Annotated in this window: 15 protein-coding genes; 1 reads left to right on the top strand and 14 read right to left on the bottom strand. The window is 68.4% G+C overall.

What is annotated here, in order from left to right; genetic code table 11:
* Positions 1-59: 59 nt before the first annotated feature.
* The 9 genes from AC3EGR_RS05380 to minC form a co-directional block, all read right to left on the bottom strand.
* Positions 60-875, bottom strand: a complete 816-nt coding sequence (locus AC3EGR_RS05380) for a hypothetical protein (RefSeq protein WP_488545423.1) — start codon at positions 873-875, stop codon at positions 60-62.
* The gene (locus AC3EGR_RS05375) at positions 872-1,333 is read right to left on the bottom strand and encodes a hypothetical protein (protein WP_488545422.1); all 462 of its coding nucleotides are present in this window, start codon (positions 1,331-1,333) and stop codon (positions 872-874) included. The genes AC3EGR_RS05380 and AC3EGR_RS05375 overlap by 4 nt, the downstream gene beginning before the upstream one ends.
* 16 nt (positions 1,334-1,349) lie before the next feature.
* Entirely contained in the window at positions 1,350-2,846 is a 1,497-nt protein-coding gene (locus AC3EGR_RS05370; RefSeq protein WP_488545421.1) for a COG3014 family protein, read from the bottom strand.
* A gap of 23 nt (positions 2,847-2,869) precedes the next feature.
* A complete protein-coding gene (locus AC3EGR_RS05365; RefSeq protein ID WP_488545420.1) occupies positions 2,870-3,514 on the bottom strand; it encodes a penicillin-binding protein activator LpoB in 645 nt (214 codons plus the stop codon).
* A 136-nt stretch (positions 3,515-3,650) separates the two neighbouring features.
* The gene (locus AC3EGR_RS05360; protein WP_488545419.1) at positions 3,651-3,866 is read right to left on the bottom strand and encodes a hypothetical protein; all 216 of its coding nucleotides are present in this window, start codon (positions 3,864-3,866) and stop codon (positions 3,651-3,653) included.
* A gap of 104 nt (positions 3,867-3,970) precedes the next feature.
* The gene (locus tag AC3EGR_RS05355; protein ID WP_488545418.1) at positions 3,971-4,459 is read right to left on the bottom strand and encodes an SRPBCC family protein; all 489 of its coding nucleotides are present in this window, start codon (positions 4,457-4,459) and stop codon (positions 3,971-3,973) included.
* Between the two features lie 60 nt (positions 4,460-4,519).
* Complete coding sequence (minE, locus tag AC3EGR_RS05350; protein ID WP_488545417.1) at positions 4,520-4,786, bottom strand: cell division topological specificity factor MinE; 267 nt, start codon at positions 4,784-4,786, stop codon at positions 4,520-4,522.
* A 2-nt stretch (positions 4,787-4,788) separates the two neighbouring features.
* The gene (gene minD / locus AC3EGR_RS05345; RefSeq protein ID WP_488545416.1) at positions 4,789-5,604 is read right to left on the bottom strand and encodes a septum site-determining protein MinD; all 816 of its coding nucleotides are present in this window, start codon (positions 5,602-5,604) and stop codon (positions 4,789-4,791) included.
* Positions 5,605-5,618: 14 nt separating this feature from the next.
* Entirely contained in the window at positions 5,619-6,356 is a 738-nt protein-coding gene (gene minC, locus AC3EGR_RS05340) for a septum site-determining protein MinC (protein WP_488545415.1), read from the bottom strand.
* 128 nt (positions 6,357-6,484) lie between these two features.
* Here minC and AC3EGR_RS05335 point away from each other — a divergent pair, with 128 nt between their 5' ends.
* Positions 6,485-6,952 (top strand): hypothetical protein, encoded by a 468-nt coding sequence (locus tag AC3EGR_RS05335; protein ID WP_488545414.1) that lies wholly within the window; start codon positions 6,485-6,487, stop codon positions 6,950-6,952.
* On the opposite strand, the gene AC3EGR_RS05330 is transcribed toward AC3EGR_RS05335, so the two are convergent.
* From AC3EGR_RS05330 to clsB, 5 genes are read right to left on the bottom strand one after another with little or no spacing between them, the layout of a single operon-like run.
* Positions 6,848-7,402 carry a UdgX family uracil-DNA binding protein gene (locus AC3EGR_RS05330; RefSeq protein WP_488545413.1) on the bottom strand — a complete coding sequence of 185 codons (555 nt, stop codon included), beginning with the start codon at positions 7,400-7,402 and terminating at the stop codon, positions 6,848-6,850. The two genes, AC3EGR_RS05335 and AC3EGR_RS05330, sit on opposite strands and share 105 nt — an antisense overlap.
* Before the next feature lie 49 nt (positions 7,403-7,451).
* Positions 7,452-8,135, bottom strand: a complete 684-nt coding sequence (locus AC3EGR_RS05325; protein WP_488545412.1) for a DUF4130 domain-containing protein — start codon at positions 8,133-8,135, stop codon at positions 7,452-7,454.
* A gap of 2 nt (positions 8,136-8,137) precedes the next feature.
* Complete coding sequence (locus AC3EGR_RS05320; RefSeq protein WP_488545411.1) at positions 8,138-8,455, bottom strand: hypothetical protein; 318 nt, start codon at positions 8,453-8,455, stop codon at positions 8,138-8,140.
* 46 nt (positions 8,456-8,501) lie between these two features.
* Positions 8,502-9,437, bottom strand: a complete 936-nt coding sequence (locus AC3EGR_RS05315; RefSeq protein WP_488545410.1) for a lysylphosphatidylglycerol synthase domain-containing protein — start codon at positions 9,435-9,437, stop codon at positions 8,502-8,504.
* Entirely contained in the window at positions 9,437-10,690 is a 1,254-nt protein-coding gene (gene clsB, locus AC3EGR_RS05310; RefSeq protein ID WP_488545409.1) for a cardiolipin synthase ClsB, read from the bottom strand. The genes AC3EGR_RS05315 and clsB overlap by 1 nt, the downstream gene beginning before the upstream one ends.
* Positions 10,691-10,697 lie beyond the last annotated feature (7 nt).

Below are 10,697 nucleotides of genomic sequence, written 5' to 3'. Positions count from 1 at the left end.
GGATCACGCCCCGGGATGGCATGGCGGCGTGCCATGCCGCAGGATGACGACCGTGCGGGTCAGCGCCGCAAGGCGACGCTCATCTCGCGCATGACGTCCTTGGCCAGCGCGTCGGCGATGTCGTTGACGCCGGTGACCGCGGCGGTCTGCTTGTACTCGTAGCCCTCGGTTCCGGCTTGCCACCGGCCCGCGGCAGGAGCCGCCTGTTGCGGGACGGCGCGGCTGTAGACGCTCACGATGTTGTAGCCGCCCTTGAGGTCCTTGGCGCGCACGTCGAAGCCGTAGCCCAGGGGCGCGTCGCGGTCCTCCACCAGCAGGACTTCCAGGATCATCTCGCCGTGCTTGACCAGCGCGTCGGTTTCGATCAGCTGCTGGTCGCCGCCGCCGCGGTGTTGCGAGGCGGCCGTGGTGCGCATCACCACGTTGCGATCGACGAAGCGCATGCCGGCGCGGCCCATCGCCGCGACGAAGGCGCGCTCCAGCATCGCCGCATCGCGTTCGGCGAGCCGCGTGCTGCGCGCGGGGTCGCCCGTCTTCACCGTGCCGGAGGTGTGCACCCAGGTGTTGTCCGAAGCGTTGGAGCTCTGGCCGCCTGCGCTGGCGCCGTTGCTGCGGTTGGCATTGCGCGTCTCGCTCCGGCTCATGGTTTGCGTTGCCGACTGGTCGCTCAGATCGCGGTTCCACATCAGCACGACCCGTGGCCGGCCCGCGGCGGCGTAAGCCCGGGCGAATGGCATCGCTGCGTCCGGCGCCGGTGCGGCAGCGGGCGTGGCCTCGGGCGTGGCGACCGGCAGCTGCCCTTCGCGCCACTGCGCGATCGCCGGCGCCGCGGCGAGCAGTGCCGCGGTGCTCAGGGCTGCGAGCCGCGGCTTCACTGCGCCACCTCGATCAGGTAGTTGGCCACGTCGTGCGAGATGGACAGCTCGGTGTAGACGGCGGTCGCGCGCGGCTCCAGGAAGACCTGCTTCCACGCGCTGGGCGCCTCGGCCGGCGCCTGGCTGGCGCGCAGGAAGGAGGTGCGCACGCGCACCACCTGCGGCCGGTCGGCGCAGGAGACGAAGCGCGCCGTGACCTGGACGGTGTCGGTGGGGCTGCGTTCGGAGAACAGGCTCTGCACCGCCATGAGCTGAGAGGCGTGGTGCGAGCCGTACTGCACGCTGTTGAGCGGCATGGCCGTCATCTGCAGGCCATAGGACTGGCCGACGAGCGCCGGACCCGGACGCGAGGGATTGGTGTTCTGCACGCATTCGACCACCAGCGGCGGCGAGTCGGTGGCACAGCCGGCGGCGCCCAGGGCGAGCAGCGCGGCACACAGGATCTTGGTCGTGTTCATGGTTTCTTCCTCCTCCTCACTTGCCGGCCACGAACTCGGTCTCGAGCATCTGGCGCAGGGCCTTGTTGCGATCGCCCCGGCTGCTTTCGGGGTTGAACTTCTCGTCGACGGGTTGCACGACGGGGGTCGCCGCGTCGGCGCGGCCCCAGGCAAGGGAACAGCGTCCTTGCACGGTCACCAGCGGCATCGGCTGGGACTTGTCTTCGACGAGCAGCATGGGCGGGGTGCGCGGTGCCACCGCCGCCGGCGCGACCTTCGCGTTCGCGAGCGGGCCGCCTCCCTTCACCGCAAGCTTCGTCGGCGCCTTGCCGGCGGGAGCGGCCGGGCGCGGTGCGGCCCGCTCGTCGAGTGCCGCGGAGTACAGGTGGATGCGGGCCGGCAGCGTGTCCCAGGCGCGGACGTCCGCGGCCGGATTGGCGGAGGCCTCGATCGCCTTGGCGGCGACACCGATGAAGATGCCGGCCAGGCCGACACCGCCCATGCGGCCGTCGCCCAGGGCGGCACCCATCATCGCGGCCTGCGTGCCCACGGTGACGCCCACGTTGCCGACCGCCGCCGCGTTGCCCTTGAAGTTGGCCTTGCCGGCCATGATGCCGTCGACTTCCCGGCCGCCGCGCGTGGTGGCCTGGTAGACCAGATCGCCTGCGAGCGGCAGGTTGCCCACCGTGCGTCCGGCGGAGGTGCGGATCCTGGGCACGGTGTCGGGCCCCGTGCCCGGCTTGAACTTCAGGATGTGCTTGTACTGGCCATCGCCCCATTTCACCGGCGCCGGGCCGCTTTCCACCAGCACCAGCGCGGCACCGGGGGTCTTCTCCAGCGACTGGATCTTGCTGTCGATGGCGCGTGCCTCTTCCACCAGGTGCTCGCCGCGCACGCGGTCGTTGTCGCAGGAGGAGGCCCAGCCCGCCAGGTACTTCAGCAGGCCGAAGTCGCTCTGGTACACGGCGGACTCGGCGGAACTGAGGGTGATGTGCCGGTCGGCGGCCAGGAAGGCGGCGCGGGCGTTCTGGAAGTCGCCCTCCTGCACGTACAGCAGGCCGCGGTAGTAATAGAGCATGGCCCGCTCATAGGGCTCCCCCTTGAAGTCCTTGACCGATTCGCCGTTGAAGAGGCTGCGCGCCTTTTCCGCGTTGGCGTCGCCGGCGTAGATCTCCTCCACGCGCGCGATCGCCTCGTCGAAGGCCTTGCGTGCCAGGTTGAACCGGCCGTGCTCCATGGCGGCGAGGCCCAGGCGCTGCAGGTTCAGCACCGCACCCCATTCGCCCTGCTCGTAGAGCGCGAGCATCAGCGGCCGGGCCCATTCCTCGTGCGGGGCGGCGAAGGCGGCGGCGGCCTCCTTCACCGCGGCACGGTCCATCTCCGCCCCCGGTTGCGGGGCCTGGGCCTGGGCCGGCGCCGCCGGCGCCATGTCCTGGAGTTTCTTGAAGAAGTCCCCCAGCTGGGCGGCGGCGGGGCCGGCAGCGAGGGCGAGGACGGCGCACGCGAGCGCCGCACGAACCAGAGGTTTGCGCATGGATGCTCCTGGGGAGTGGCGGGCTAGCGGTACATCACGTCGTCGGAGGCCGTGCGTTCCATCTCGTACACGTTGGTCCAGACGATCTCGCTCGTTTCGAGGTCGAAGAGCTCGAAGGTGATCTGCGTGTAGCGGCCGATCATCCCGGTGCGCTGCGAGCGCTGGTCCAGGGTGGTGATGCGGCCGCCCAGGCGGAAGTCCGCGCCCAGGGTGCCCTTGGTCATGCCCTTGGTGCCGACGTCGGTGACACCGGTGCGTTTGAGTTGCCGCTCGGATTCGACCGCCGCCGCGTACTGGCGGCCGACGAAGGTGAGCTTGCCATCGGCGGCTCGGTTCAGGGAAACGCGCAGGCGGTCCGTGATGATGTTGCGGTTGATCGGTTGCGAGGAGTCGTTCGTGAAGGCCCCGGCATCGACGATCACCCGGGGGGCATGGCCGTCCCGGTTGCGCTGCATCAGGCGGCGGGAAGCGAGCATGTCGCGCATCATCTGGTCGGACATGCTGATGATGTCCCGGCCCTCGATGCCGACGCCGCGGATCGGGCTGCCGACCTGGGGGTTGACGTCCACCGGGGCGACGCCGCCGCTGTTGGTGGGCATGGTGTTGCAGCCCGCCAGGGCGGCGAGAAGGAAAAGGGTGGACGCGAGGCGCCCGGCGCGAGATGCCATTGTTCTGCTCCTGTGTTGCACGCAGTTACTATTCTTAATGCTGCGTCACACATTTCGCCATTCCCCGTTTGAGGAATGCCGGTTTCGGGAGCGGCGCCCGGAAAAGAAGAAGGGCTGCGAAAGCAGCCCTTTGTTCTTAGTGCGGGTCGCGCAGGTCGCTGAACTCGAAGCAGCAACAACCCAGACCGAGCTGGCAGCCCTGGGGTCGCCATCGGCCGTCGGCGAGCTTGATGAAGAACTGCTGTCCGACCAGCAGCCGGCGCAGCACCGGGTCGAAACCGATGGAGGCCTGCGGCTCCAGCGAGGCCGCTACGACGCTGCCTGTGACGAACGAGTCGATGGCGAAGGTCATGTTGCGGAATTCTCCTGCTACCCACAACGCGACGCCAGCACTGTCGTTGACAGTGGTGTTCCGACGCAACGGGTAAAGGAGTTTGAAGCGCGGATAAGGGGCACTCAGAGGTGCACGCCGACCCGACGGGGGAACAGCTCGCGCTCCATCAGCGCCAGCATGTTCGTCCAGCCCTTGCGGCTGGAGTCTTCGACCATGCGCGAATGCTCGCTCGTGCCCATGTCGTGGGTGAGGGTCAGTTCGCAAACCTGGGGATTCACCGCGGCGATGTCCACCGTGACGCGCGTCGGGTCCTCGGAGCCGAAGGTCAGCACGCTGAAATCGAAGACGATGCGACGCGGGCGATCGAGTTCGACGTACTTGCCCATGTGCACCACGTCGAACACGCTCTCGTCACCGTCGGCGGCAGGGCGCCGGTCGATGACGGTGAAGCCGCCGCCGACCTCGGGGTTGATCTCGCACTGCATGACGTTGCCCGTGCGCGTGCGAAACAGGAAGCGCGAAGCCTGGTTGGGGGTCAGCCAGGCGTCGTACACCCGTTCCGCGGAGGCGCTATAGCGATGCGTGACGCGGATGACGACGGGACTGCTCATCCGTACTTTATCGCTTGACAGGCGGCGAATGTCAATCCTGTCATTCTTGACAGGCCTGGCTTAGCGGCCGAGTTCCGGCAGCTCGATCTTCACCTCGAGCACTTCCAGGTTGTCCTGCCGCGCCACGTCCACTTTCAGGTGCGTCGGATCGATCTTGACGTACTTGCTGATCACCGCGATCAGGTCCCGCTGCAGCGCCGGCAGGTAGTCGGGCGAGCCGCCGGGGTTGCGGCCACTGCGCTCGTGCGCCAGGATGATCTGCAGCCGCTCCTTGGCCACGCTGGCCGTTTTCTTCTTCTCCCCGATCAGGAAGGACAACAGCGACATGCTCACTTCCTCCCGAACAGGCGCTTGAGCAGCCCGGCCTTCTGCGGGTCGACGAAGCGCAAGGGCTTGTCTTCCCCGAGGAAGCGGCCCACGAAGTCCAGGTAGGCCTCGCTGACGTCCGAGCCCTTCAGGTGCACCGCGGGCGTGCCCTGGTTGGAGGCCTGCAGCACCGACTCCGACTCCGGGATGACCCCGATCAGCGGGATGCGCAGGATGTCCTGGATGTCCTCCAGCGACAGCATGTGGCCCGAGTCCACCCGGTTCGGGTTGTAGCGCGTGATCAGCAGGTGCTCCTTCACGGGCTCCTTGCCGTCGATGGCGCGCTTGGTCTTGCTCGCCAGCATGCCCAGGATGCGGTCGGAGTCGCGCACCGAGGACACCTCGGGATTGGTCACCACCACGGCCTCGTCCGCGAAGTGCATGGCCATCAGCGCCCCGGTCTCGATGCCGGCGGGCGAGTCGCAGACGATGTACTCGAAGCCCATGGCGGCCAGGTCGTTCAGGACCTTCTCGACGCCGTCCTTGGTCAACGCCTCCTTGTCGCGGGTCTGGCTGGCCGCCAGCACCGACAGATGTTCGTTGTGCTTGTCCTTGATCAGCGCCTGGTGCAGCGTCGCCTCGCCGTGGATCACGTTGACCAGGTCGTACACGACCCGGCGCTCGCAGCCCATGATCAGGTCCAGGTTCCGCAGGCCCACGTCGAAGTCGATGACGGCGGTCTTGTGGCCGCGCAGGGCCAGGCCGCTCGCGAAGCTGGCGCTGGTGGTGGTCTTGCCCACCCCTCCCTTGCCGGAGGTGACGACGACGATCTTTGCCATGGGTTGGGTTTCCTTTACGGTTTCAGCGGCTCCATCACCAACTTGTCGTCGATCAGCCGGACCTGGGCCGGCTTGCCGCGCAAGGTCCTGGGCAGCGGGTTCTCGCTGGTGCGATAGACGCCGGCGATGGAGAGGAGTTCGGGTTCGAGGCACAGCGTGAGGATGCGTGCCTCGGAGTCGCCGCGCGCGCCGGCGATGGCCTTGCCGCGCAGCGGTGCATAGACGTGGATGTGGCCGTCGGCGATCACCTCGGCGCCGGCATTGACCATGGACAGCACCACGAGGTCGCGGCCGCGGGCATACACCTGCTGGCCGGAACGCAAGGGCTTGTCGATCACGAGCGCGTGCGCCGGCTGCTGGATCACGATGGGGGGCAGGGCTTCCGGCTCCTTTTCCTTCTCCCTCGGGGCAGGGGCGGGCGCCACGGCTGCTTCGGGTGCGGCGGCCAGTCCGGCCTTGAGCGCCGCACGCATCTGCGCCTCGGTCCCGCCCTTGGCCGCGATGGGCACGACGCGGTAGGCCGAGAGCAGCTTCAGCAGCGCCTCGAAATCGACCTCCGCGCCGGCGAGCGGCGACAGGTCGATCACCAGCGGGTCCTGGTCGAAGAAGTCGGGAATGTCGCCGAAGCGATCCTGCAATTCCTGCGCGAGCGTCTGCAGGTCTGCGGATTTCAGCAGCAGCGCCACGAGCGGGAGGTTGGCGCTCTTGATCTCGAACGTGGCAGGCGCGCGTCCTGCGATGGCAACGGTCATCGGTACTGCAGTGAAGAGGCGCGCGGAGTTTAGCAGCGAGGTGTAACGCTTCAGGTTTCAAGAGCAACCGTCATCCCATTGGGCGAGCCTGCCATCTGCGTCCTACCGCGCTTGGAGCATCCCGCGCCTTGCGCCGCGCCGGCCTCGCGCCAGACTGGCTGCAGACAAAGGAGCTGCAGATGAATGCCTATCCGCACCACCCCACCCACTGGCTCGGCATCGCCGTCGTTCTTGCACTGGGGCTGATGGCCGTCGAGGCCATCGGGCAGCAGTCCACCAACAACCTCAGCCCGAACGCCTCTGCGGTGTTCCAGGGCCGACCCGCCATGTCCGGCGCGCAGGCAGGCCTGGGCGCCATGGCCGGCCCGGCCCAGGGCGGCATTGGCCTGCAGGGTTCCGAGGGCGCGGGCCTGAACCTGCGCCGTCCCCGCATCATCGAGGAACAGATGGCGGCGCTGCCGCCGGTGGCCTGCGCCGACCTGCCGCGGACATCAGCCGCGGAACAGCCTCCGTGCCTGCCGCAGGTCCGCGACGAACGCTTCGATCGCCGCCTCGCGCTGCTCGGGATCGACGCGCAGCAGCGCGGACGGATGTAGGGTCACCAGCACGTCCAGCCCGTCTTCCCGGGGCAGCCACTGCCCGCGGTTGACGGTCACGGGCACGGCGCGTCCCAGCAGCGAACGCGCCGCGCTCGCGCCCAGGGCCACCAGCGCCGCGGGCCGCACCAGGGCGATCTCGTCCTCCAGCCAGTGATGGCAGGCGGCGATTTCGCGCTGCGTCGGGCTCTTGTGGATGCGGCGCTTGCCGCGCAGCTCGAACTTGAAATGCTTGACGGCATTGGAGACGAAGGTCTGCTCGCGCGGGATGCCGGCCGATTCCAGGGCGCGTGAGAGCAGCTTGCCGGCCGGGCCGATGAAAGGGTGGCCTTGCAGGTCCTCCTGGTCGCCGGGCTGTTCGCCGACCAGCATGAGCCTGGGCTGGAGCTTGCCTTCGCCGACGACGGACTGCGTGGCGATTTCGCCGATGGGGCACTCGCGGCAGGCCATGGTGGCTGCCTTAAGCGCGGCGAGGGAATGGATCGGGGCGCCGGGCCGTTCAGCCATGGTGCGCGGGGAACACGCGCGCATAGCAGGCCAGCCAGTCGGCATCGTCCGCGTCGTGGCGGGGCAGCTCCGCGGCCGGCACGCCGGGGCCGAACAGCAGCTGTCCACCTTCGAACCGGACGCTGCGGTCCGGCGTGAAGATGGCCCAGCGCGCCGCGGGCAGGCGCTTGGCCAGCCAGGGGCCCACGGCCTCGACGACGTGGTGCGCCGGCTCATAGCAGCCCACCTGCAGCTCCTGGCCCTGCGCGTCGCGCAAGGTGTGAAGGGCCAGGTTGGCTTTCATCTTGTGGACATCGCGGCGGACGGCGTGCGCCATGTGCTGCGCCTGCAGCATGTCGGCGTCGGCCGGTTCGTTGCGCAGCCCGGGCTCGTGCACCAGGCGCCAGAGCAGGCGGTACAGCAGGGAAAAACGTTCCGGGTCGCGGTGCAGCACCACGAATTCGCACAGGCGGGTGAAGGAGGCGGGGACGATCGCCGTGGCGGCGCGGGCGACGTTGCGGGGGCGGCTTGCCTGCGGTGACTGGGCGTCGCTCCAGGCATCGGCAGGGGGCTCCATCTGCCACTGCACTTCGTTGGGGGGGACCTGGTGAGCGAGCAGCTGCCGGGCCTCGGATCGGAAGCCTGCCAGGTCCGTGTGGCCGGCGAGCTTGGCTTCCATGATGGTACTGCCGATCATGTTCAACCTCGTTTGCGGCCCTTGGCGGCCGCCTTCTTCCTGGTCGCGATCCGTCGGGGTTCCGCCGTGGCGGCCGCCCGTTCGGCGGGCGTCGCGCGCCTGGATTCCGCCGCGCTGGGCGCGCGGGGTTCGATCGTCGGTGGCGCCATGAACCGGGGCGGCACGGTCGTCATCAGGGCGACCCACTGCTGCCAGCCCTTGGCCATCCAGTCGAAGGTGGCGCGGTGCCAGCGCGACGCGGCTTCCCAACCCGCGAGGGGATCCAACAAGTCGTCCTGCGCCTGCGCGGCGTGTTCGGTGCGTGTCTCCATCTGGATCATTGTCAGAAGGAATGCCTCTGCTGTGCGGTCAACGTATGTAATTGCTTCATGCCGGGACATGCTTGCGCGTGCGCATCTCGAGCTTCAGGTAGAGCAGCGCACCCGCCAGCAGGGGTGTCAGGTAGAAGATCGCGCGGTAGGCCAGCAAGGCACCCAGCAGCTGGTGCTCCGGGATCTTGTGCGACAGGAGGGCGATGAACACGGCCTCGGTCACGCCCAGGCCGGCGGGGATGTGCAGCATCACGCCGGCAATCGCGGCCACGAGCAGCACGGCGAGCACCTGCGGATAGTCCACCTGGCCCTGCAGCAAGGCCCAGGGCACGGCCGCCATGGTCATCCAGTGCGTGCAGGAGATCGCCAGTTGTGCCGCCGACATGCGCAAGGTGGGCAGGTCGATGTCGTGCCCGCGGATGGTCCAGCTTCGCTGCCGGCAGAAGGCACACAGGCCCAGGTAGATCACGCTGAAGGCCAGCAGGCCGACGCCCACCAGCCGCAGCTCCTCGTGGTCGATGCCCCACTTGGGCGGCAGCTCCAGTGGCGCGATGGTGAACACCAGCCCGGCCAGCAGGATGTAGCCCAGCCAGTTGGTGATCATCGACAGCGTCACGATGCGCGTGATGTCCCCGTAGCGCAGGCCCATCTTGCCGTAGAGGCGGTACCGGAAGCCGATTCCGCCCACGAGCGACCCGAGGTTGAGGTTGAAGGCGTAGCTGGTGAAGCTGATCTGCATCACCTTGCGGTCCGGCAGGCGGTGGCCGGTGTAGTGCCGGCCCACCACATCCAGCAGGCTGTAGACCACGTGGCTGACGGCCGCGAACAGCAAGGCCTTCATCAGCACCGGGCGCGGCAGCTCCAGCATGCTTTCCTTCACCCGGCCCCAGTCCACGGTCCGGGCGTAGCGCACCAGCAGGAAGGCCACCGCCAGCAGGAAGGCGATGCCGACGATGCGCTTGATCCACGGCCACCAGGGGTGGTTGCGCATCAGGCCTTCTCCCGCGCGGGCAAGAACGAGGGCAGGGGCTTGCCGCCCATCGCGGCCGCGGGCAACAGGCGCGGCACGTGCCGGGGCAACCACTGGGCCCAGCGGGGGTAGTAGCGCGTGAAGTGGTACGCGAGGACGCTGCGCACCCGGTCCCAGCCTTTGAGCTCCCCGAGCGTCTTCTCGGTCACTTCGCTGCAGGCGGCGCACATCAGCTTGTCCAGGTTGGCGGACAGCGTTGCGTTGAAGGCGCGGTCGCGGATGATCACGTTCGACTCGAGGTTGAACGACAGGCTCATGGGGTCGAGGTTGCTCGATCCGACCGTGCTCCATTCGTCGTCCATGACGGCCACCTTGCCGTGCAGGGGCCGCTCGCAGTATTCGTAGATGCGCACGCCCGCGCGCAGCAGGTAGTGGTACAGCATGCTCGCCGCCGTCTTGACGAAAGGCATGTCGGGCTCGCCCTGCAGGATGAGCCGCACGTCGACGCCGCGCCGCGCTGCCCGCTTGAGCTCCTTGATGACGCGGTAGCCCGGGAAGAAGTAGGCATTGGCGATGACGATGCGCTTCTTCGCCGCGCGGATCGCGATGCGGTAGTGGCGCTCGATGTCGTCCATGTGGCGGCGGTTGTCACGCACCACGAACATCGCATCGGCGGAACCCGCAGCGGGCAGTTCTTCCGTGGGCGTGCGGAACTGCTTGCGCCCGCGCCACCATTGCCGCCGGTGCCGCGCATGCCGCAGGCCTTCGGCCAGCGCGGAGTGGGTGAAGCGATGGATTTCCGCCACCAGCGGGCCGTGGATCTCCACCGCATAGTCCTGCTTGGCCTCGGGGCCGAAGTCCTTCAGGTGGTCGGCCGAGTAGTTGATGCCGCCCACGAAGGCCACCTCGCGGTCCACCACCACGATCTTGCGGTGCATGCGGCGCAGCAGGTGCGGACGCAGCCCGAAGGGGCGCGGGCCCGGATTGAAGGAATGGATGCGCACGCCCGCCGCGCGCAGGGCGCCCAGGAAGTGCTCGGACAGGTCGGGCGAGCCCCAGTCGTCGATGGTGATGTCCACCTGGGCGCCGCGGCGTGCGGCGGCGATCAGCGCCTCCTGCAGCTGCAGTCCCACCTTGTCCTCGAACAGGATGAAGGTCTCGACGATCACTTCGCGCCTGGCGTTGGCGATGCAGGCGAACACGCGCGGGAAGAACTCCTCACCGTTTTCCAGAAGGGTGAAGTCGTTGCCCGGGATCCATCGTCTCTGTTGCATGACGCCC

The sequence above is a fragment of the Ramlibacter sp. G4-7 genome, from assembly GCF_057784995.1.
The sequence above is the reverse complement of the archived record's forward strand: the minus strand, read 5'-3'. Positions and strand labels throughout refer to the sequence as shown.

Excerpts from the sequence above, each read along its gene's own strand:
- AC3EGR_RS05320 (WP_488545411.1), bottom strand. The coding sequence starts at position 8,455 with ATGATCCAGATGGAGACACGCACCGAACACGCCGCGCAGGCGCAGGAC.
- minE (WP_488545417.1), bottom strand. The coding sequence starts at position 4,786 with ATGTCGCTGTTGTCCTTCCTGATCGGGGAGAAGAAGAAAACGGCCAGC.
- AC3EGR_RS05360 (WP_488545419.1), bottom strand. The coding sequence starts at position 3,866 with ATGACCTTCGCCATCGACTCGTTCGTCACAGGCAGCGTCGTAGCGGCC.
- AC3EGR_RS05365 (WP_488545420.1), bottom strand. The coding sequence starts at position 3,514 with ATGGCATCTCGCGCCGGGCGCCTCGCGTCCACCCTTTTCCTTCTCGCC.
- AC3EGR_RS05370 (WP_488545421.1), bottom strand. The coding sequence starts at position 2,846 with ATGCGCAAACCTCTGGTTCGTGCGGCGCTCGCGTGCGCCGTCCTCGCC.
- AC3EGR_RS05330 (WP_488545413.1), bottom strand. The coding sequence starts at position 7,402 with ATGGCCTGCCGCGAGTGCCCCATCGGCGAAATCGCCACGCAGTCCGTC.
- AC3EGR_RS05315 (WP_488545410.1), bottom strand. The coding sequence starts at position 9,437 with ATGCGCAACCACCCCTGGTGGCCGTGGATCAAGCGCATCGTCGGCATC.
- minC (WP_488545415.1), bottom strand. The coding sequence starts at position 6,356 with ATGACCGTTGCCATCGCAGGACGCGCGCCTGCCACGTTCGAGATCAAG.
- AC3EGR_RS05325 (WP_488545412.1), bottom strand. The coding sequence starts at position 8,135 with ATGATCGGCAGTACCATCATGGAAGCCAAGCTCGCCGGCCACACGGAC.
- clsB (WP_488545409.1), bottom strand. The coding sequence starts at position 10,690 with ATGCAACAGAGACGATGGATCCCGGGCAACGACTTCACCCTTCTGGAA.
- minD (WP_488545416.1), bottom strand. The coding sequence starts at position 5,604 with ATGGCAAAGATCGTCGTCGTCACCTCCGGCAAGGGAGGGGTGGGCAAG.
- AC3EGR_RS05355 (WP_488545418.1), bottom strand. The coding sequence starts at position 4,459 with ATGAGCAGTCCCGTCGTCATCCGCGTCACGCATCGCTATAGCGCCTCC.
- AC3EGR_RS05375 (WP_488545422.1), bottom strand. The coding sequence starts at position 1,333 with ATGAACACGACCAAGATCCTGTGTGCCGCGCTGCTCGCCCTGGGCGCC.